19 protein-coding genes and 2 tRNA genes are annotated in these 21,777 nt (G+C 48.3%); 12 read left to right on the top strand and 9 right to left on the bottom strand.

Annotation, left to right across the window (positions count from 1 at the left end):
• Positions 1-7: 7 nt before the first annotated feature.
• Together GWK09_RS05485 and GWK09_RS05480 are read left to right on the top strand one after the other, a co-directional pair.
• Positions 8-1,678: a S8 family peptidase gene (locus GWK09_RS05485; protein ID WP_163691983.1), complete on the top strand. Its 1,671-nt coding sequence runs from the start codon at positions 8-10 to the stop codon at positions 1,676-1,678.
• 8 nt (positions 1,679-1,686) lie between these two features.
• On the top strand, positions 1,687-3,558 hold the full coding sequence (locus GWK09_RS05480) for a M1 family metallopeptidase (RefSeq protein WP_163691982.1): 1,872 nt from the start codon (positions 1,687-1,689) through the stop codon (positions 3,556-3,558).
• Positions 3,559-3,564: 6 nt separating this feature from the next.
• Here the strand turns inward: GWK09_RS05480 and GWK09_RS05475 are convergent, their stop codons facing one another.
• Together GWK09_RS05475 and GWK09_RS05470 are read right to left on the bottom strand one after the other, a co-directional pair.
• Positions 3,565-4,758: a succinylglutamate desuccinylase/aspartoacylase family protein gene (locus GWK09_RS05475; RefSeq protein WP_163691981.1), complete on the bottom strand. Its 1,194-nt coding sequence runs from the start codon at positions 4,756-4,758 to the stop codon at positions 3,565-3,567.
• A gap of 3 nt (positions 4,759-4,761) precedes the next feature.
• Complete coding sequence (locus GWK09_RS05470) at positions 4,762-6,612, bottom strand: CBS domain-containing protein (RefSeq protein WP_163691980.1); 1,851 nt, start codon at positions 6,610-6,612, stop codon at positions 4,762-4,764.
• Between the two features lie 119 nt (positions 6,613-6,731).
• On the opposite strand from GWK09_RS05470, the gene rnpA reads away from it, so the two are divergent.
• The 7 genes from rnpA to GWK09_RS05435 all read left to right on the top strand — a co-directional run bounded on the left by rnpA (position 6,732) and on the right by GWK09_RS05435 (position 14,015).
• On the top strand, positions 6,732-7,118 hold the full coding sequence (gene rnpA / locus GWK09_RS05465) for a ribonuclease P protein component (protein WP_163691979.1): 387 nt from the start codon (positions 6,732-6,734) through the stop codon (positions 7,116-7,118).
• Entirely contained in the window at positions 7,099-8,727 is a 1,629-nt protein-coding gene (locus tag GWK09_RS05460) for a S41 family peptidase (RefSeq protein ID WP_163691978.1), read from the top strand. The genes rnpA and GWK09_RS05460 overlap by 20 nt, the downstream gene beginning before the upstream one ends.
• A gap of 147 nt (positions 8,728-8,874) precedes the next feature.
• Positions 8,875-10,518 (top strand): alpha-glucan family phosphorylase, encoded by a 1,644-nt coding sequence (gene glgP, locus GWK09_RS05455; protein ID WP_163691977.1) that lies wholly within the window; start codon positions 8,875-8,877, stop codon positions 10,516-10,518.
• The gene (locus tag GWK09_RS05450; RefSeq protein ID WP_163691976.1) at positions 10,515-11,513 is read left to right on the top strand and encodes an MBL fold metallo-hydrolase; all 999 of its coding nucleotides are present in this window, start codon (positions 10,515-10,517) and stop codon (positions 11,511-11,513) included. Before glgP ends, GWK09_RS05450 begins: the two co-directional genes overlap by 4 nt.
• Positions 11,514-11,516: 3 nt before the next feature.
• On the top strand, positions 11,517-12,377 hold the full coding sequence (locus GWK09_RS05445) for a fructosamine kinase family protein (RefSeq protein WP_163691975.1): 861 nt from the start codon (positions 11,517-11,519) through the stop codon (positions 12,375-12,377).
• 90 nt (positions 12,378-12,467) lie between these two features.
• Complete coding sequence (locus tag GWK09_RS05440; RefSeq protein WP_163691974.1) at positions 12,468-13,538, top strand: Gfo/Idh/MocA family protein; 1,071 nt, start codon at positions 12,468-12,470, stop codon at positions 13,536-13,538.
• Positions 13,539-13,640: 102 nt separating this feature from the next.
• On the top strand, positions 13,641-14,015 hold the full coding sequence (locus GWK09_RS05435) for a hypothetical protein (RefSeq protein WP_163691973.1): 375 nt from the start codon (positions 13,641-13,643) through the stop codon (positions 14,013-14,015).
• On the opposite strand, the gene GWK09_RS05430 is transcribed toward GWK09_RS05435, so the two are convergent.
• Genes GWK09_RS05430 through rpiB form a run of 3 tightly spaced genes read right to left on the bottom strand, consistent with a single transcriptional unit; the run spans position 14,012 to position 15,879 of the window.
• Positions 14,012-14,497, bottom strand: a complete 486-nt coding sequence (locus GWK09_RS05430; protein ID WP_163691972.1) for a GNAT family N-acetyltransferase — start codon at positions 14,495-14,497, stop codon at positions 14,012-14,014. The two genes, GWK09_RS05435 and GWK09_RS05430, sit on opposite strands and share 4 nt — an antisense overlap.
• Before the next feature lie 4 nt (positions 14,498-14,501).
• Positions 14,502-15,407: a cation diffusion facilitator family transporter gene (locus GWK09_RS05425; RefSeq protein WP_163691971.1), complete on the bottom strand. Its 906-nt coding sequence runs from the start codon at positions 15,405-15,407 to the stop codon at positions 14,502-14,504.
• A gap of 40 nt (positions 15,408-15,447) precedes the next feature.
• Complete coding sequence (gene rpiB, locus GWK09_RS05420; protein ID WP_163691970.1) at positions 15,448-15,879, bottom strand: ribose 5-phosphate isomerase B; 432 nt, start codon at positions 15,877-15,879, stop codon at positions 15,448-15,450.
• A 607-nt stretch (positions 15,880-16,486) separates the two neighbouring features.
• On the opposite strand from rpiB, the gene rnr reads away from it, so the two are divergent.
• The 3 genes from rnr to GWK09_RS05405 are packed head-to-tail and all read left to right on the top strand — an operon-like array spanning position 16,487 to position 20,092.
• The gene (gene rnr / locus GWK09_RS05415) at positions 16,487-18,673 is read left to right on the top strand and encodes a ribonuclease R (RefSeq protein WP_163691969.1); all 2,187 of its coding nucleotides are present in this window, start codon (positions 16,487-16,489) and stop codon (positions 18,671-18,673) included.
• Positions 18,674-18,723: 50 nt separating this feature from the next.
• The gene (locus tag GWK09_RS05410) at positions 18,724-19,404 is read left to right on the top strand and encodes a head GIN domain-containing protein (RefSeq protein ID WP_163691968.1); all 681 of its coding nucleotides are present in this window, start codon (positions 18,724-18,726) and stop codon (positions 19,402-19,404) included.
• Positions 19,405-19,414: 10 nt separating this feature from the next.
• Positions 19,415-20,092 (top strand): LysE family translocator, encoded by a 678-nt coding sequence (locus GWK09_RS05405; protein ID WP_163691967.1) that lies wholly within the window; start codon positions 19,415-19,417, stop codon positions 20,090-20,092.
• Positions 20,093-20,129: 37 nt separating this feature from the next.
• Here GWK09_RS05405 and GWK09_RS05400 read toward each other — a convergent pair.
• From GWK09_RS05400 to GWK09_RS05385, 4 genes are all read right to left on the bottom strand, one after another.
• Positions 20,130-20,200, bottom strand: a tRNA-Cys gene (locus tag GWK09_RS05400).
• 88 nt (positions 20,201-20,288) lie between these two features.
• Positions 20,289-20,363: transfer RNA gene (locus tag GWK09_RS05395), tRNA-Cys, on the bottom strand.
• 55 nt (positions 20,364-20,418) lie between these two features.
• Positions 20,419-20,775: a dihydroneopterin aldolase gene (gene folB, locus GWK09_RS05390; protein ID WP_163691966.1), complete on the bottom strand. Its 357-nt coding sequence runs from the start codon at positions 20,773-20,775 to the stop codon at positions 20,419-20,421.
• A 45-nt stretch (positions 20,776-20,820) separates the two neighbouring features.
• Positions 20,821-21,765 carry a PorP/SprF family type IX secretion system membrane protein gene (locus GWK09_RS05385; protein WP_163691965.1) on the bottom strand — a complete coding sequence of 315 codons (945 nt, stop codon included), beginning with the start codon at positions 21,763-21,765 and terminating at the stop codon, positions 20,821-20,823.
• Positions 21,766-21,777 lie beyond the last annotated feature (12 nt).

Genomic DNA, 21,777 nt, shown 5'->3' with positions numbered 1-21,777 from the left:
AAACAGAATGATAAGGAATCTGAAACTGAAGTCCCTGCTCTGGAGTGCAGGTTTTGCCATGATGGGATGCGGAAGCATCAATATCGTATCGACCCCCATCGAAAACATAGATGCGGTTCCGCTGAAAATCGCCCCTCTCACGGAGGCAGAAAAAGAATCCTGGGGGCATGCAGACCTGCTTACAGATACCATTCCCGGGATGAGTGTAGACAAGGCCTACGATGAGATCATCGGCAAGAAAAAGGGGGAGAAGGTGGTCGTGGCTGTCCTGGATTCAGGAATTGACCTCAACCACGAGGACCTGGACGAGGTGATCTGGACCAACAAAGGGGAAAAACCCGGGAACGGTGTGGATGATGACGGGAACGGCTATGTGGACGACGTGCACGGGTACAACTTCCTGGGAGAGGCCTATAACGAACAACTGGAATACGCCCGCATCCTCAGGTTGAATCTGGGAGATGAAGCCCTTAGGGCCACCGCCAGGAAAAAGCTGGATGAAGAACTGAAGGAGGCCCGGGAGACGAGGGAAATCCTGTTGTCGAACAAACAGCAGACGGAGCAGATCCTTGGGATCGTAAAGCAATCACACGAAGCGGTCAGTGAAGAACTCGGGAAAGCAAACTACTCCAAGGAAGAGGTTGCGGGTATTGACACCACGGACTCCGGACTGCAAAGAAGTGTGAGCGTGATACAGCAGATGTTCAACTACGGGGACAACATCCCGGAAGTCATCGTCCTGATAGAGGAGGACATCGAACGAGCCAGTGAAGGGGTTGACTATTTCAATGAGCGCATAGATTACCACTTCAATGTGGACTTTGACGGCCGTAAGGCGGTAGGGGACGATCCGTATAACTTCAACGACCGGATTTACGGGAACGGGAACCCTGTGAACCGCGTGGAGGATGAAAGCCACGGCACCCACGTGGCAGGGATCATTGCCGCAGAACGCAACAACGGCCTGGGTGTGAATGGCGTGGCAAACAACGTGGAGATCATGAGCATAAGGGCTGTGCCCAACGGGGATGAATACGACAAGGATATCGCCCTGGGGATACGATATGCGGTAGATAACGGTGCAAAGATCATCAATGCCAGCTTCGGAAAAGCCTTTTCCCCCAATGCGGAATGGGTATATGACGCCATCAAATACGCGGCAGACAAGGACGTGTTGATCGTGCATGCCGCCGGGAACGATGCCCTGGACCTGGACGATAAGAAGAATACCAATTACCCCAACGACCATATGATTGGCGAAACAGAATTCGCAGACAATGTGATCACCGTGGGAGCCCTGAACAACACCTATGGTTCTGAGATGGTGGCCTCCTTTTCCAATTACGGGAAACAAAATGTGGATCTCTTCGCCCCCGGGGGCAGTATCTATTCCACTATGCCCGGGGGCAAATACGAATTCCAGGGAGGTACCTCCATGGCGGCTCCGGCCGTGAGTGGTATCGCGGCCCTGATCCGGTCCTACTTTCCAAACCTGACGGCTTCAGAAGTAAAGCATATCCTTATGGATTCCGGCCTGAGCACAAAGATGTCCGTTGTAGTTGGTGGAGATCCCGAAAAAGCAAAGCCCTTTGACCAGCTTTCCAGAACGGGTAAAATAGCCAATGCCTACAACGCCCTGATCATGGCACAAAAAGTTTCAGATTCTAAATCAAAATAACAAAAGACATGTTTTTCAAATCAAAGATCTGCCTCGGTATCTCCTTTCTTCTCTCAGTGGTATTCACCGGAAGTGCACAGGGTAACCGGGGTTACTGGCAACAGGCAGTAGACTATACCATGGACGTAGCTATGGACGTGGAGACCTACCAATATTCAGGAAAACAACAGCTCATATACACTAACCACTCCCCGGATACCCTCAACAGGGTCTACTACCACATGTATTTCAATGCCTTCCAGCCCGGCAGCGAGATGGATATGAGGTTACAGCACATCGAGGATCCGGATGGCAGGATGGTAGACGATGCCGGGAAAAGCAGGATCGCGGCCCTAAAACCTGATGAGATAGGATATCTTCGGGCTTCCAATTTATCACAGGATGGAAAACCCGTCTCCTATTCCCTGGAAGGTACCATCCTGGTGGTGGATCTTGATCATCCCATCTTGCCGAATACCTCCTCCACCTTCAACATGGTCTTTGAAGGACAAGTGCCCTTACAGATCAGGCGTTCCGGTAGAAATAACAAGGAAGGCGTGGCACTCTCCATGAGTCAGTGGTATCCCAAATTAGCTGAATACGACTTTGAAGGATGGCATGCATATCCCTATATCGCCCGGGAGTTTCACGGGGTGTGGGGCGACTTCGATGTCACCATCACCATCGACAAAAATTACACCCTGGGGGGCACCGGCTATCTGCAAAATCCTCAAGAGATCGGGCATGGATATGAAGCCCCGGGGACCAAAGTGAAGCAGCCCAGAGGCAAGACGCTCTCATGGCATTTCAAGGCGCCCATGGTACACGATTTTATGTGGGCCGCCGACCCTGATTATATACACGATATCCTTCCCATGGAAGACGGCCCTACCCTGCATTTCTTCTACAAGAACAAACCGGAGATCAAGGAGAACTGGAAGAACCTCCAGCCCAAGACGGCTGAGGCCATGCGTTTTTTTAATGAGAATATCGGGCCCTATCCCTATAAGCAGTACTCCGTGGTCCAGGGAGGGGACGGGGGAATGGAGTACGCCATGAGTACCCTGATCACCGGGGAGCGCAGCTTTGGCAGCCTGGTGGGGGTGATGGTGCATGAATTGGCCCATTCCTGGTTCCAGCACCTGCTGGCGACCAACGAGGGCAAACACGAATGGATGGATGAAGGCTTTACTTCCTTCATTTCAGACCTGTGCATGAACACTGTCATGAATCAGAACAAGTCCAACCCCTTCGAGGATTCATATAACGGCTATTACAACCTGGTCCTCTCCGGGAAGGAACAGCCTCAGACCACCCATGCAGACCGGTATGAATTCAATCAGGCCTATGGCCGTTCTGCCTATAGCAAGGGCTCAGTATTCCTCTCCCAGCTGGGGTACATCATCGGGCAGGACAAACTGATGGCCACCTTGAAGAGGTATTATGCCGACTTTAAATTCAAACACCCTACCCCAAATGACATCAAGCGCACAGCTGAGAAAGTGTCAGGGATGGAACTCGACTGGTACCTGACAGACTGGACGCAGACCACCAATACCATCGACTATGGGATTAAAGGGGTTCGCGACTCAGAAGGCAAAACGCAGATCGAATTGGCACGCATTGGCCTGATGCCCATGCCGCTGGACATTCTGGTGGTGTACGGGGATGGAAGCCGGGAGACCTACTATATCCCCTTGCAGATGATGAGGGGAGAAAAGGAGAATCCCTACGGACAGGTAAAACGCACCACCTTGCCGGATTGGAACTGGGCCACCCCGGAATATTCTTTCGAGATATCAAGGCCTTTGAGCGAGATCAAAGCGATCGTTATAGACCCTTCCCAGCTTATGGCGGATATAGAGATCAATAACAATATCTGGTTGTCTGAACAGGAATAAAAAGGCTCAATACCAGGGGGCTTCTTCATAAAGCTCATTCCTGGCAGCCCTTTCCCTGTTTTTGATCAAAAGATGGTTTTGGTCCAGGGTGCGGTTCCTGAATCCCAGCAGGTGAAAGATCGCCTTGCTGTAAAAACGGGCAACCCTGAGGTTTACGATCAGCTGTGATTTCTCCCTGTCCTTCCAACTCACGCCCGGCAAACTGGCGAGGAGGTGTTCGGCCCTGAACTTCCTGAGAGCTCCAGAGAGGGCGAGGACCCATTTTGGGATCCGCCGGATCATAAAATATCCCTCCGCTCCCTGTTGCTGATACAGGGGCATAAACAAGATTCCCTTTTTCTCTGCCACTACCTGCTTCTCATTGTGGGTGGCCAGTAAGTTGCCCTTTTTCACAGTCTCAAAACTGCTAAATCCGGGAATCATTTCGTAAGTGTCACCGGATTCAATAGCATAGCGTTCAGTGATCTCGTAAAAGTTCCGGTTGTTCGCGGCAGACTGTTTTAATTCGGCAAAATAGGTGTTGAAATCCTCAACCTCTTCTTCCTGCAGGGCCCCTGTGAAAACCAGACTCAGCCAGAAAAAGGCAATGTTGTTTACACGGGCCTCCTCACTGGCGTGCTGGCCCGATTCGAACCCAAGGGATACATACCCGAATTCATTGATGTAGTTGAGAACAGGACCCTCTAAGTATTCCTCTATCCCCAAAATAATGGGGACAGGGAAGTTTCTCGCAAATTTCCTGTTGATCATGGCGTCGTTGATCGTGATGAACGGCAGGGTCTTGCTGGAAGTCGTATGGAAATCGATAAAGTAGAAGGGCGCTTCATGAGCCTTAAGCAGGTCTCTGATCACCCCGAGGATCTCCAGCATCTGCCGGTCTTCGGATGTGATAGGCGTTTGTTCGCCCCTCTCCAGGGCTGCTATATCCTCCCTGAACCAGGTCCTGTTCAGGTCCTTTTCCAAGTATCTCCTGTTCTGAAGAATGGCAGGGATATTACCGGCTATGCCATAAATGTGGCCCTTGATGGAAAGAGGGTTCCTGCTGAGGTCGTCGAATACCTTCTCCAGGGCCTGTATGCCTGAAGGTTCATTCCCGTGGATGCCTCCGAAAAACACCAAGACAGGGCCGGGTTCCCGGCCTTTAATGTGGCCTAGGATCCGTTTCAGGTGAGTATCTATGGCAGTCCTGGCCGTTGGCATGGATCAGAGGTCGTTGCTCGTGATGATCCCCACCAGTTTTTCGCCCCTTACTACGGGAAGGCAATGGATCTTATGCTCTTTCATCATTTTCCTGGCCTTTTCAAGCGGAAGGTCCTCTGTGGCAGTAATAAGATCTGTTTTCATAATCTCCCTGATGCTGCCCGGTTCTTCTTCGGGATTATTCTTGAAATGTTCCACATCCACCCAGCTCAACAGGCCTGCCAGGTTTAGATCATCGTCCAGAATGGGAGCGTGGTGTATATTTTTCCACAGCATCATCCTCAGCACAAGTTCTGCGCTGTCGCTGTCCTGGGCTGTGATGATCCTGGTATTCATACGATCCCCGACCGTGAGTTCCTCTTTCGAGGTCTTGTACTCATCCCCCCGGGCCAATTGCCAGGCATCTACCGCATACCTCTTTTCCTGCCTTTCATACATGGTCGCCACCAGAATTTTAAGGGCCTCGGGGACCCTGTGTTCCTTCCTGAGTTTGCGAAATGAATGGATCATCCATCGGGATCCCGTGTGCGACCTGATCCGCCTTTCTATAATAGAGAGGTAGTGCTCTGCGTCCCTGGGTTCTACATTCATGCTGTAAAGCCCCCTGAAAGCCATGGGCAGGAGATGATCCAGGAGCAGGTCCTTGCTGCTGATAAGTTTCCCCTCCCAATAGAACTGGGTGCTCATCCCATAGCGCGCAGCGCTGAAAAAATTGCTCTTCGCGTCCTTGAAATCCATTTTTAGGTGGATGTCATCAAGGTGTTTGGGTCTCCCTTGCATCAGGCCTACCCAGAACATCATATTGGCGATCTCATCATCCGTGGTGGGGCCGGAAGGTAGATACCTGTTCTCTATCCTCACGTGGGGTTTCCCCTCGGTAACCCCATAACACAGTCGGTTCCACCGGTAGGTTGTCCCATTGTGCAGGGTGAGCGCCCTTAGTTTGGGGATCTCTCCTTTATGGAACTGACTCAGGCTGTCTGCCTCAATGGTGGTGGTCACCAGGCTCCTGAAATTGATCACGGCATCCTTGTAATAATCTGCCACACTGCCCTTTACCCAATCCTGCCCGAAATGAACGCGGGATTCCTTTTCGTTCAGGATAAAGGTGCTGCTTCTCGTGTCCACGCTTTGAGTGAACAGGGCGATCCGGGTCTCTTCCCAAAGCTCCTTCCCCATCAGCATGGGAGAATTCACACAAATGGACAGGACCGGCCCTGCGATGGCCTGTGCCCAGTTGTATGTGTTGGCGAACTGTTCAGGGTCTATCTGAAGGTGCAACTGGAAGCTGGTATTGCACCCCTCGTAGAGAATAGTGTCGTGGTGGAGATTCACCTCGTCGACTCCTTTGATATGGAGCTCAATATCGTCCTTCCGGATTGCCCGGATAGCTTCGTTGAGGATCTGATACCGATCAACCGGCGTCATGTAATCATACTGCAGATACTTCTGTGTGATCGTGGGAAGGATGCCGGTGAGGATCACCTTGGCCCGGTGTTTGGCTGCTGCATCCTTGGCCCTGGAAAGCAGGCTGTTGAGCTGCTTGTGTATTTCGGAAAAGCAGGTTCCTTCGAGCTTTACCGGGTCCAGGTTGACTTCCAGGTTGTATTTGTTCAGCTCGGAAGTAAAATGGTCATCTGCAATATCCTTCAATACGCTAATTCCCTGATCTGAAGGGTTCCAGGAATCGTCGACCAGGCAGAATTCCTGTTCCGCCCCTATGTGTACGGGGGTCGCCGCCAGAAGGCCCTTGTTGAGCATGAGTTCGAGGGTCTCAATGTCATTGAGCAGGTGGTCGATGTATATTTTTTTGTCTTCTGCGGTCTTGATCCTTTGGACAATTTTTTCTCCCATGACGATTTGTTTGTTCCTATGCGTGCAACAAAGACACAATGTACGGCCTTCCTGCAGGTGAAAATATGACAATTGTCATTCCCACCCCGCATGCTTATTCTTGCTATTTTTACCCCCAGATGAGGTTTACATTTCCCAAAGAAGAAAAATTAAAACGCGAAAAACAAATCAGGGAGGTTTTTGACAAAGGCACCTCCATTACCGTTTTTCCGCTCAAGCTGATCTTCCTCAGAACAGAGAATAAGATATCCAAATTTCAGGTGGGTTTTACCGTGCCCAAAAAGAACTTTCGCGAAGCAGTGCAGAGAAACCGAATAAAACGGCTGTTAAGAGAGGCCTACCGGCTCAACAAGCATCGCATTTTTAACAAATCTGAGGGAAGCTATGCCTTAATGTTTTTATACCTTGGGAAGGAAATGACCTCTTTTCAGGACGTTGAAACGACCCTGCGCAAAGTATTCGAAAAATTTTTAACACGGATGGATGATGAGAAAGCTGATTCATAAAAGAGTTTTAATTCCAGTACTGGCTATCTTCCTGTTGGTAGGAGCGAGCAGCTTCAAGACCGATTTCTTCGAAATTGCCAAACAGATCGAGATCTTTACTACCCTGTTCAAGGAGCTCAACATGAACTACGTGGATGAGACCAATCCCGCAGAACTGATGGATACCGCCATCAAGAATATGCTGGACGACCTGGACCCTTACACCAAATTCCTCAATGAGCAGGATGTTGAGACCTTTAAAATCAACAATACGGGGGAATACTCCGGGATCGGTGCCCTTGTGAGGTCCTATGAAGACAGGCTCGTCATTGTAGAACCCTACAAAGGGTATCCCGCAGATAAGGCAGGCCTCAAAGCCGGAGATGAACTCGTGACCATAGCTGGGATCGATGTGAAAGATTTTCAGGATGATGCCAGCGAACTCCTCAAAGGGGCTAACAATACCACCGTAGACGTTACCTACAGGCGACAGGGGAAGACCTATGAAGCCACCATCGAAAGGGAGGCCATCGAGGTGGATGCCGTTCCCTATTTCCATATGGTAGATGAAGAAACCGGCTATATCGTCCTTTCCCGTTTTAATAAAAAGGCCTCTTCCCAGACCAAAGACGCCATTGAATCGCTCAAGGCCGAAGGGGCGAGGAAACTGATCCTCGACCTCAGGGGAAATCCCGGGGGCCTGCTTTCAGAGGCTATCAACGTCACCAACCTCTTCGTGCCAAAAGGCACCCTGGTGGTTACCACCAAATCGAAAGTCAAAAAATTCAACCAGAGCTACGAGACCCGCAACAAAGCCCTGGATGAGGAAATTCCCCTGGTAGTGCTCGTAGACGGAAGAAGCGCCTCTGCCAGCGAGATCGTCTCGGGCAGCTTGCAGGACCTGGATCGGGCCGTGGTGATCGGAGCCAGGAGTTTTGGGAAAGGTCTGGTGCAACGTCCTTTGAAACTCACTTATGGGACCCAGTTGAAAGTGACGATTTCCCGCTATTACACCCCTTCCGGGAGATGTATTCAATCCCTGGATTACTGGAACCGGGACGATTCGGGAAATGCGGTGAAGAATACCCAATTCAACGATTTTAAGACCAGGAACGGAAGGAAGGTACAGGACGGAGGCGGAATCATGCCAGACATTCCCATCGCCGCCCTGAATACCAATGATCTTGTAAACGCCCTGGTCAACAACCATGTCCTCTTCGATTACGCCACCGATTACTACTACGCACACCCCGAAATGAATGTGGGTGATTTTTCTTTGTCGGATGCTGATTTTGAAGCTTTTAAAAGATTCGTTTCTTCCAGCAGTTTCGATTTCCAGACAAAAACAGAACTCGCCTTAAAGGAGTCCCTGACAGGACAGAACAAAGAGATCTTTAATCAGGAGGTGGAAGAAAACACCAAAGCCCTGCTGCTGAGTATTGAAAAAAGCAAGCTGGCGGCTCTAGACACCTACAGGAAAGAGATAAGTAAGCACCTGGAAGACGAGATCATCAAGCGACACGTATACCGGGAAGGTCTCTATGACTACTATTTGGAGAACGACGAGGCGATCCTGGCCAGCACGCAGTTACTTCGGGATGCGTCTAAATACAAAGCCATCCTGAAATAATAGGACTCCAGTATTTTCTCTACATCAATAAATAGGCGATCGGTTATATCCTTTTTGTATTTCCCTCTATTCAAAAGGTTTACCTGATTCTGCGTTTCACATCGTCCGTTTTCCTATTTTTGCCACTTTCATTCTCTAGCTAAAGACATGACCAGCAAATACTACCATTGGTATCACCCATACAAGCCCAGTGCCCCTTTTAAGAAAAAAGTGGCCTATTTCAGCATGGAATTCGGCATTCACCAGGCCCTGAAAATATATTCCGGGGGGCTCGGTTTCCTTGCGGGATCCCATATGCTATCTGCTTTTGAACTCAAACAGAACGTTATCGGGATCGGCATGCTCTGGAAATACGGCTACTACGATCAGAGTCGGAACAAAGACCAGACCCTGCGTCCCGACTTCGTCGAAAAACATTACAATTTTCTGGAAGACTCCGGCCACGAGGTTGAGGTCTCCATTTTTGGTAACACGGCCGTAAAGGTCAGGGCCATGGTCCTGAAGCCGGAGATATTCGGTTCGGTACCCATTTATTTACTTACTACCAATCTGGAAGGCAATGACGATCTTTCCAGGTCTATCATGAACCACCTCTATGACAGCAACGAACTCACTCGTATCTGCCAGAACATCGTACTCGGAATAGGTGGTGCCAAACTGGTTCAGGCGCTTGGGGGTGCGGATATCTATCACCTCAACGAGGGACATGCCTTACCGGCCTTCTATTACCTGAGAAATCAGGGGGTGGGGAAGGAAAGTATGGCCTTTACCACCCATACTCCCGAAATGGCAGGGAACGTAGAGCGCGATGCCTATGCCCTGAACGACAGTGGTTTCTTTGGGAGGAGGCTCTCTGAAGAGGAACTGATGCAGGAAACAGGGGGTTCCCACCGGCTTAGTTACACCGTGGCTGCCCTGCGAATGGCAAACAGGACCAACGCTGTATCCAAATTACACGCCAAGGTTTCCAGGGAAATGTGGAAGGGACACGCGGGAAGTTCGAAGATCTTCCCCATTACCAATGCTCAGAACCAGAAATTCTGGCAGGACGAGGACCTTCAAAAAGCGAGGAAGGCCAACAACATCAAAGCATTTCAGAAGAGAAAGGCCCACCTGAAACAAGACCTTTTCAGAACGGTCCTGGACCAGACCGGCAAGCTCTTCGATCCCGAGGTGCTCACTATCGTCTGGGCACGTCGTTTTGCGGGTTATAAACGGGCAGACCTCCTGTTGCACGATATGGAGCGTTTTGAGAAATTACTGAGCAATACAGAGCGCCCGGTGCAAATTATTTGGGCCGGAAAGCCGTATCCAAAAGATATGGGTGGTATCGGAGTATTCGACAGACTGGTCCACTTCACCAAATACCGACACAATACAGCTGTGCTGACGGGGTACGAAATGGCTCTTTCCAAGCTGTTGAAAGCCGGTTCCGATATATGGTTGAATACCCCGCGGATCACCAGAGAAGCTTCGGGAACCAGCGGTATGACCGCCGCTATGAACGGCAGTGTGAACCTGTCCATCAATGACGGTTGGGTGCCCGAGTTTGCCAAGGATGGAAAGAACTGTTTTGTTCTTCCGGAGGCAGACTCGAAAAGTCCGGTTGAGGAACAAGATGTTTTTGACAGCCGTAACCTTTATGACTGGCTGGAAAATAAGGTTCTACCTTTGTACTATGATACTCCTGGCAAATGGTCGGATATCGTCTTTAAGGGAATGGATGACGTCCTGGCGGCTTTTACAAGTGAGCGAATGGCCAGGCAGTATTACGAAGAACTCTACAAATGACGATCAGACCCCTGAAAAATCAAGTGTTGATAGGGGTATTTTTAGCTCTGGTACTTCTGCTGTCCTGCCGGCAGGGTGCCGTTAGTACTCAGGCCAAAACCCAAGAGGAGGGTGCAACCGCTACTCTGCCTGCCGTACAACTTGTTGTACTGGGCACCGTGCAGGATGCGGGTTCCCCTCAGATCGGTTGTGAAAAGGAGTGTTGCCGCGAACTTTTTGAAGATCCGGATCCCAGGAGAAAAGTAGTCTCTCTGGGTCTGGTGGACCGCTTACACGAAAAGAGATTTCTTTTTGAGGCCACCCCTGATATCGCCTCCCAACTCGCACTTTTAAATCGCATATCAGGAGTTTCCAGAGGAGTGATGCCGGATGGCGTTTTCCTTACACATGCTCATATTGGGCATTACGCCGGACTCATGTTTTTCGGGAAAGAGGCTATAAATGCGGGCAAAGTGTCCGTCTTTGCTATGGGGAGGATGACTCATTTCCTGGAAAATAACGGCCCCTGGGATCAGTTGGTCAGCCAAAACAATATAAGTGTAAGTACTCTTGAGCCAGATTCCCTGTGGTCTCTCACTCCTTCGGTTTCTGTCGAACCCATTCTTGTGCCGCACAGGGATGAATATTCAGAAACAGTGGGTTATCTCATCAGCGGACCCCGAAAAAAAGCCCTCTTTATCCCCGATATCGACAAATGGGACAGGTGGGATCGCGATATCTCGAAGTTGATCTCCGGAGTAGATTACGCCTTTCTAGATGCCACCTTTTTTGACGGGGATGAGATTCAAACACGGGATATGTCAGCCATACCCCATCCTTTTGTCGTGGAGAGCATGAAGCTCTTCGGGTCCCTGCCCCAGGGAGAAAGGCAAAAAATTCACTTTATCCACTTCAATCATACCAACCCCCTTTTATCCCCTGATAACAAAGCGTATAATGAAGTAATCTCAGAGGGATTCCGCATCGCCGCCTTCGGAGACAGATTCAGCCTGTAAGCCGTGGAGCGGTTCCTGAGAGAACATATCGAACAAGTGATGGGAAAGAGGGTCTCCTCTGCCGTACCGGTACAGGGTGGAGATATTTCCTTTGCTTTGAAAATAGACCTGGAAGGAGATCACTGCTTCTGTAAATACCAGAGCGGATTGCAGGGGCACGCCATGCTCCAGGCGGAGAAAGACGGATTGGAAGCCATTGCCGCTGTCGGTTGTATCAAAACTCCGGGGGTCCTGCATATCGGAAAACTGGAAAACGGCGGGTGCCTGCTCCTGGAATACATCGATAGAGGAACTGCCTCAGAAATGGATATGATACATTTCGGAGAACAACTTGCAAGACTACACGCCACAAAAGACTCTCTTTACGGGTGGGATGCAGATAATTTCATCGGTTCCCTCCCCCAGACCAACGAAAAGCGGACGCACTGGCCGGAATTCTACACCACACAAAGGTTGATCCCTCAGCTTAAAATGGCACGGAACAAGAAACTGCTGGATTCCGGTGAGATCCCCGGAGAAGATTTGATGGAAGAGCGACTCAGGGATCTCTGTAGTCCTTCTGAGCCTTCCCTCATACACGGCGACCTTTGGGGTGGTAACTACCTGATTTCCCGAAAAGGGGAAGCGTATCTCATAGATCCAAGCACGAGCTTTTCCCATCCGGGTATGGATATCGCTATGAGTAAACTCTTTGGTGGTTTCTCCTCTTCTTTTTATCAGGCCTACGAAGCGGCCTATCCCTTTCCCATGCCTGATAAGGCGGAGATAGATCTTTACCAGCTGTACTACCTCCTGGTACATCTCAACCTTTTTGGGGCGTCCTATGCCAGCTCCGTGAAAGGACTCCTTAATCGATATTTCTAACGCCCGGCCCGGCTCTGTTTCTTCTCTGTCATACCGGTTTTTCCTACCTTTATAAAGCCTGTACTGGCAAGTAAAGTTCAGATAGCGGTTATGGAGGAAAAGAAGAAAATCAGGGTCCTGGTGGTGGGATGCGGCCATATGGGGGCCAGTCATGCAAGGGCATACAGACAGATCGATGCGTTTGAAATCGTCGGTCTGGTCAGCAGAACCCCGCAAAGCAGGGAGAACCTCTCGAGATCTCTCGGGGGAATACCCACATTTTCGGATTATGAAACAGCGTTGAAAGTGACCCGGCCCGATGCGGTTTCCGTGAACACCTACCCCGACACCCATTTTGAATACGTGAGGATGGCCCTGAAAGCAGGGGCTCACGTGTTTGTTGAAAAACCCTTGTCGACCACGGTAGCCGAGGCCGAGGAACTGGTTGGCCTGGCTGAAAAACGTAATAGAAAACTCGTCGTGGGCTATATCCTGAGGGTGCATCCGGCATGGAAACAATTCGTAGAAATTGCCAAAACCCTCGGCAAACCCCTGGTGATGCGCATGAACCTGAATCAGCAAAGTTCAGGGTCGCAGTGGCAGACGCACAAGGAGCTGATGAGATCTATGTCTCCCATTGTAGATTGCGGGGTGCATTACGTAGACATTATGTGTATGATGACGGGGTCAAAACCCCTTAGCGTCTCCGCTATCGGAGCCAGGCTTACGGAGGAGATCGACGCGGAAATGTACAATTACGGCCAGCTGCAAATTCGGTTTGAAGACGGTTCCGTGGGTTGGTATGAAGCGGGATGGGGGCCTATGATGAGCGAAACTGCCTTCTTTATCAAGGATGTCATAGGTCCTGGAGGTTGTGTTTCCATAAGCGATGCACCGGCCTCGGCTTCTGATGATGTCGAAGGACATACCAAAACAGGGCAGCTGAGACTGCACGACAGCCATATCGATGGAAAAGGAGAGTTTAGTGCGAAGGATCGGTTTATTTCCACCAGGGACGAACCGGACCACGACGGACTTTGCCTTCTCGAACAGGAATTCTTCCTCCAAGCCATCTTACAGGATAAGGACCTCAGTGACCATCTCAGGGATGCCGTTAACAGCTTAAAGATCGTCCTCGCAGCCGACAGGTCCGTGAAGACAGGGAAGACCGTCTCCCTGTAAACCTGGCAGAATGATACCTGATCATCCACTGAAAATCTTAAACACCTGTTAATCAATGATCTTAAATTGCATGAGTCCCCTATTTTTTGTATCTTATCCCCTATGGTAAAGTCAGAAAAACAAGAACATTCAGCATTTATTGAGAAATCGGTACACCACCTTGAAGCTCGTGGCTTCGAGAAGATCAGAGTTGACCTTGACGGTTATGAGAAACCTAAATCCTTCCTGAGGAAAATGAATGGCACCAGGGTGACCCCTGATATTGTGGCCAACAAAGACGGAAAGAGGTATTTTTTTGAGATCAGTCTCAAGACCGATAAGCCCCAGTTACTAAAGACCAAATGGGTCTTTCTGGATGCGTTGAGCAGGATGAAATCCGATGCCTTCAGGATCATCACAACCAAAGGCCATTACAAATTCACGGATACGCTTCTAGAGGATATCAACCTCAGCAACAAGAATCCCATAAGGATCTAAGCAGTGTCCTCCTGAGAAGTATCTGCAGGGGTATGAGCAGGGTCTGTCCTCCTCATTCGGATATGTGGTATGTCGTCCTCCAGGTATTCTTCCCCTTCTGTTTTAAAACCCATTTCCTCGTAGAACTTCCTGAGGTACAACTGGGCAGAGATTACCGTATACCGGCTGTTTAAGGTGTTGCTAATGTAAGACAAGGACGCCTGCATGATCTCTTTCCCATACGCTTTTCCTCTTTCCTGAGGCGAAACCACCACGCGCCCGATACTCGCCTCCTCAAAATAATCTCCCGCCCTGAAGATGCGCGTATATGCGCAAATATCGTTTGATCCATACCCAATGACGTGCAATGCCTTCTGATCTAATCCATCCAAATCCAAATAGGCACAAGCCTGTTCTACCACGAACACTTCTGCCCTTAACTGTAAGATGCGGTAGAGCTCTTCTTTGGTGAGTTCCTCGAAGGATTTGATCTTAATCTTCATAGTCTTAGTCCTGTACGATCACCTGGCTGGAGTGGCATCGGCCGCATTCGGGCTGAATACTTACATGGGTAATTCCATATTCGTGATGAACCCTTACTTCTATATCTTTCAGGATAGCATCGAATTCCCTTATACTGATATTCTCATGGAAATCAATATGGGCTTCCAGGTGGATCTCGTGTTCATTCAATTGCCATAAATGTACGTGATGTACATTTTTTATGGCCCTGTGCCTGCTGATCTCCTCAACCATGCCTTCTACTTCAATGCTGTCTGGAGTGAAGAGCATAAGCACCTTGGTTGAGGATTTGAGAAGATCATAACCCATATAGATGAGGTAAAGTCCAATGGCAATTGTGAGTGCCGGGTCTATCCAATAAAGCTGGTAAAAGTACATCAGGAGTCCACCTAACAGTACCGCTACGGAAGCCATCATATCAGTGAGCAGGTGAAGGTAAGCCGACTTCATATTCATATTGTTATCAGCATCTTTCCTGATCAGTAGGACGCTGAGGCCGTTGGCCGCTATCCCCAGGGCAGAAAGCCAGATGACAAGGGAGGGAGCGATGGGCTCGGGCTGGAAGAAGCGCTCTACAGCTTCCTTGATCAGGAAGAGGGCGATGACGATCAGAGTAGCCGAATTGACAAAAGCCGCCATGATCTCTGCCCTTTTATACCCGAAGGTCCGCTTACTCGAAGCCTGCTTTTTGGTAAACCGGTTAGCGAGATAGCTGATGATAAGGGAGAGAACATCGCTGAAATTGTGGAGGGCATCAGACAACAGGGCGAGACTACCGGAAATGATCCCCCCTATCACCTGGGCCAGGGTAATGCCAATATTCAATAAAATGGAGATCAGCAGATTCCTGCCGCTCCTCTCGTGATGGTGATGGTGGTGTGCGTGCGCCATAAGCTATTAGGGTCCTTGAACGCGCCCCTGCCCTATCGGGTTATGAACAAGCTATTTTCTCAATTCGCCTTTCATGCCTGCCACCTTCAAAGGGTGTATTTAAAAAGGTTTTAACCATGTCCAGGGCTTGCTGGAGCGAAATGAACCTGGCCGGCAGACTCAGAATGTTAGCATCGTTATGAGCCCGTGCCAATTCAGTGATCTCCTTATTCCAGCACAAAGCGGCCCTAATCTTCTGGTGTTTATTTGCGGTCATGGAAGCGCCGTTCCCACTTCCGCATATGATGATCCCAAGGTCCGAACTTCCATTTTCCACATCCTCGGCCACAGGGTGTACAAAGTCAGGATAATCAACACTGTCATTGCTGTCGGTTCCTCGGTTGATCACTTCGATACCCAGGGATTTAAGTAAGCCTACAATAGCCAGTTTGTAGTCTGTACCTGCGTGATCATTCCCAATGGAGATTTTCATATCTGTGTCGAATTTGGTTTGGACTAAATTACGAATCCTGTATGTTATAACACGGGAATTGAGTTATTAACAATAATAAATTAACATTCATTGCAATAGACTGGTAAACAGTATTTTCGAAATAACCCCTATTGTTGAATTCCAATGGAAAACTATTGAATAGTTGAGATCGGTTTTTGAATTACAATGTCTAATGCAAAATATAAACGACATGACGAAAAATAGTCGTAAAAAGATGACATCATATTATCCACTTCTCTATTGGGAAATATAAACAGGGAACTGAGTAAAACTTATTAACCTGAAAGAGTTGATTAAGGTTATTAACCGTGTTTGATAAAAGAGTTAATGTGTTGACTTAGAGTTCTTATATTGTTTAAAAAAAAACTCATAAAGTTTATTTGGTGTTCAACGCAAGTTCTTATCATAAAATTTATACCCTGTTTTAACAGACCATCATTATACATATGTTTCTATTTAAAAATTCAAAAAAAGATAAATATGTATGTATATATGTTAACAAATAGATAAAGAGTAAGGATATAAGGGGATCCCTGTGAAGGCAGTGGATTTAAATTCGTAATTTTCGCCCCAAATTAAAAATTGAATGTCGAAGAAGAAGAAAAGGACTAAACAACACAGAAAGAACGAGATAACGAGGGGGATTTTTGAGGTTCTTGAAAAAGAACCTACTAAGAGTTTTAACTACAAACAGATCGCTTCTAAATTAGAGATCAACGATACAGAAGGCAGGAATTTCCTCATCAAAAGACTCGGGGAACTCAAAGCTAAAGAAAGGATAAGGGAACAGGAAAGAGGAAATTACAAATCCCTGGAAAACAAATTGCTTCACCAGGGGAAAATAGAAGTTACCGCCAGGGGGAATGCCTATGTGATCGTCGACGGTCTGGACGATGATGTGTTCGTTTCTTTCAATAAAATAAACAGAGCTTTTGACGGGGATATCGTAGAGATTCTAGTGAAACCCAAACGCAGATCCAATAAACTCGAAGGGGAGGTCGTTTCCATCCTGGAGCGAAAGAAAAACAATTTTGTCGGTATACTCGACATGCACAAGACATTCGCCTTTGTGCGGCCTACAGATCACAAGATGTACACAGACATCTTTGTTCCTTTAGATAAGGTGGGTAAGGCAAAAGATGGGGAAAAGGTCATCGTAGAGGTCCTTTCCTGGGAAAAGGATTCGGATTCCCCTACCGGTAAAGTAGTTGAAGTACTCGGTATACCCGGAGAACACGATACAGAGATCCATGCTATCCTCGCAGAATACGGTCTTCCCTATCAGTTCCCTGCCGAAGTGGATAGGTTCGCAAACAAACTCGATACCTCCATTAAGGAAGAGGAGGTGTCCAAAAGAAGGGATATGCGACAGGTACTTACCTTTACCATAGATCCTAAGGATGCCAAGGATTTCGATGACGCCCTTTCTTTTCAGGAACTCCCAAATGGCAACTTCGAAATAGGAATTCACATCGCAGATGTTTCCTTTTATGTAACTCCGGATACGCTCCTGGATGAAGAGGCGTATGAAAGGGCTACTTCTGTCTATCTGGTAGACAGGGTGGTACCGATGTTGCCGGAAATACTCTCCAACAATGCCTGTTCTCTCAGGCCTAAAGAGGATAAGTATACTTTTTCGGCCATTTTTGAGATCGATGGAAATGCGAATGTAAAGAAAGAGTGGTTCGGGAGGACCGTCATACATTCTGATGAGCGTTTTGCGTATGAGGAAGCCCAGTATATCATCGAGAATCAAACAAACCGTATAGGAGAGGAAGTATCTATCAGAGGAAAGGCATATGAAGTTTCTAATGAGGTGCGGGATGCCGTGTTGAAATTGAATTCCCTGGCTGTGATTATAAGGGAGAGACGGATGAATGCTGGCGCGATTTCCTTTGATAAACTGGAGGTGAAGTTCAACCTCAATGAAAAAAATGAACCCGTGAGTGTCTACTTCAAGGAAGCGAAGGCAGCTAACAAACTTATAGAAGAGTTTATGCTCCTCGCAAACAGGAAGGTGGCTGCGTTCATAGGAAAGCAGAGACCTGAAAAAACCTTTGTATACAGGATCCACGACGAACCGAACGAGGATAAATTGATGGCGCTGAACGGGATCATTTCAAAATTTGGTCATAAACTTAATTTCCACAACAAAAAGACCATCAGCGAATCCCTGAATAAACTTCTTGAGGACGTCAAAGGACAGAAAGAACAAAACCTGGTGGATACACTAGCTATCCGAAGTATGAGCAAGGCGATTTACACCACGGATAACATCGGGCATTACGGCTTAGCATTCGATTATTACACTCATTTTACTTCCCCTATACGCCGTTACCCGGATGTGATGGTTCACAGGTTGCTCCAGCACTACCTCGATGGAGGTAAGGCTCCCAAAGCCGAAGCTATAGAGGAGAAGTGCAAGCATTCTTCAGACATGGAATACCTGGCATCGAGTGCTGAAAGGGATTCCATAAAGTACATGCAGATCAAATTTATGCAGGATCACAAGGATCAGGAGTTCGTGGGTGTTATTTCCGGAGTTACTGAATGGGGGATCTACGTGGAGATCATCGAGAACAAATGTGAAGGTATGGTCCGAATCCGCGATATAAAGGATGATTATTATACCTTTGATGAAAAGCAGTACGCCCTGGTGGGAGAAAGGCGGAAAAAAGTCTACCAGCTCGGAGATGAAGTGAGGGTTATGGTGAAGGACACAGACCTGGTTAAAAGACACCTGGATTTTACGCTTCTAGGTAAAGCGAAGTAAGTTTTAATAAATTTACACGTTCTTTACAGGGCATGCTAAATCAACAGCAGATGAAAAAGCGGTTCCTTTTCTTCTTTTTATGTCTGGGAATTTGGGTACTTCAGGCCCAGGATGGCAAGGTAACGCAGAGTCTTACCAAATTTACGGAGGTCAAGGTCTATGACGGACTTTCCGTAAATCTGATCCGTTCAGACAGGAACCAGGCTGTCATCACCGGAGCCAATACTTCCAAGGTGGCCTTTGTAAATACCGATGGGGTACTCAAGATCAGGATGGAGATCTTCAAGATCTTCAGCGGCTACAGAACCTTTATAGACCTCTATTATACCGATGATCTGATCGTCATAGACGTAAACGAGGATGCCCGGATCACGACCAAGGAAACTATTACTCAGAATGTGCTGGACCTTCGCGCCCAGGAAGGTGGTGAGATCAGGATTCAGACAAAGACCGAACAACTATTGGTTAAAGCGGTCACCGGCGGGGTCATCAATGCCAGTGGGAGTGCAGATAACCAGGATGTTCAGATAAATACTGGCGGAATCTACAAGGGAAAGGACCTTAAAACCGGATTTAGTACTGTCAATGTAAATGCGGGCTCTACAGCGGAGATCTTTGCGACGAATTACGTAAAAGCGAGTGTGAAGGCGGGGGGCACCGTCTATGTTTACGGGGATCCCGCCAAGATGGAGGAAAAGACCGTGTTTGGGGGTAAAATAGAACGAATGTAAAGGCAGAGGGATGATCGAAGATGTTCAGGCAGCCATACCCCTTGGATTTTTACTGAGTTTTATGATCGGGCCTGTGTTCTTTGTTCTCCTGGAAACCAGTGCCACCAAAGGATTCAGGGCCGGACTGGTCTTTGATATGGGGGTGATCATCGCAGATATCCTCTTCCTCGTCATCGCGTATTTCAGTAGTTTTCAATTGTTGGAGAATCTCAGCAACCAGCCGGGGCTTTACGTCTTTGGGGGCGTTATCCTCCTGGTCTACTCCATCACCATCCTCTTCAACAGGGCCCCCGTCAAGGAAGAGACGGATGTCCATATCAGCAAGACTGGGTATATGGGACTTTTTATAAAAGGATTTCTCCTGAATTTCATCAATATAGGCGTTCTGGTCTTCTGGCTGGGGGTGATCATCGTCGTAGGGCCTAGTCTGGATAACGATCCCAATCGTATCCTGGTGTTCTTCTCAGCCATGATCGGTGCTTATCTGATCACAGACCTGTTTAAGATCCTCCTCGCCAAGCAGCTTAAGACAAAACTGACTCAAAAGCGGATTCGAATAGTCAAAAAAGCATTGGGTGTGATCCTGGCAATCTGCGGTATTGTGCTTATAATCAAAGGGTTTTTACCAAAAGACCAGTTGAATATTGAAAAAGGCATAGAACTAATACGCGAAGCCGAAGGGCAATAAAAAAACCCCTTTGATGGACAAAGGAGTTTATCTTCTGAGGCATCGAGCGGATTCGAACCGCTGTACAAGCTTTTGCAGAGCTGTGCCTAGCCACTCGGCCACGATGCCTTTACAAGACTGCAAATTTACGAAATAAGATGAAAAACCCTCCTGATCACACTTAATTTTAGGGTATTCAGGAGGGAAACGATCTCAGTGGAGGCATCGGGTGGACTCGAACCACCATAAAAGCTGTTGCGCAGCTCCGTCTAACCAATTCGACCACAATGCCTTGATCAACAAATCTAAAGATTAAACAAAGAATAAACTTAAGTTTAATTTGCACCTTATCGTGAAAATCGATATTTCATCGAAACCGAGGCCACATCCCCACCAATAGGAGGATTAATCTTAGCCACCTTCACATTACCTCCCTGAACCATGGGGATCTCCTCCAGTATTCTAAGGGCGATCCGCCTGGCCACGTGTTCGAGTAATTTTGAAGGAATCTTCATTTCCTCCTTTACAATGCGGTGCATGGTGACATAGTCTGCAGTATCCCCCAGTTCATCTGAAATAGCGGCCTTTTCGAGTCTGGCCTCAACCTCCACATCCACCCTGTAGTCACTTCCGATGAGGGTTTCTTCCTCCAGGCATCCGTGGTAGGCGTACAGCCGAATATTTTCAAGGGTTATCGTATCCATCTTTGCTTCGTGAGGAGGCAAAGGTAGTCTAAAAGGCACTAAAAATTAATAGGTACAGCGGCAATTGCTAAGCCCCTGGAAGAGGTCTACACCCAGGGTAACGACATGCGTTCCCGTGCTGAAGCCAAGGATCTCGTTCAGGATGATCTGGTAGGAATACCCGAAATAGAAATTGCTTTTCTTCAGACCCATAATAGGGGCGATATACAAGGGATTCCCCACCTGGTCATTCAGGAACCTGTAGGTGACTCCTGCATAGTAATAGTCCTCAAAATCGTACCACCTGAATTTCACATTGAGGTCGGTTACCGAACGCCCATCGCTCTCGAACAATTGAAAGAAGACAGAGGGTTCTATCTCCAGCCGACTGTTCTTGTTTTTGGTGTAACGATATCCTGTGTATACGTAATAATTTCTTAGCCTGTTTGGTTCAAAGACCGGATTAAAACGGGTCAGGTCCTTGTCCAGAAGGTTAGAGGCGTTCACACTGAAATAGAATTTGTCCTTGCGATAGAGCACCCCCACGTCAAAGTTGTGGTTGGTGGTTGCCCGATCGTCCGTGACCGTGGGATCCGGACTGTCAAAGTTCTCTATGTCAATGCGGAACTGGTTGAAGTTATAAGATATCCCAAAGGAGAGGAATTCGTCATCATAACGGTCTAAGGTCAGGTGGTGAGCAAAGGAAAGGCGCGCCCCCCTTTGTTTGGTCTCCCCATTGCTGTCGTTATAGAGAAGCATCCCGAGCCCCGATTTATTACCGATGCGGGCATCTGCTGCCAGGGACTGGGTGTCCGGGGCATCCTTGATCCCTACCCACTGGGTGAGCCCGTTGATTCGCACCTTGATGTGATCTCCGATACCGGCGTAGGTGGGGGACATCACAAAAGGATTGTCTGCCAGGTACTGGGACAGCTGCGGCAGGGTAAGCTCCTGTCCCCTGGCGAACATCACGCTCAGTGAAAAAATTCCTAATATGATTGACTTACGCATAGCACACTGTCG

The sequence above is a fragment of the Muriicola jejuensis genome (assembly GCF_010671595.1).
Lineage (GTDB): Bacteria > Bacteroidota > Bacteroidia > Flavobacteriales > Flavobacteriaceae > Muriicola > Muriicola jejuensis.
This window is presented reverse-complemented; position numbering and strand designations above follow the sequence as displayed.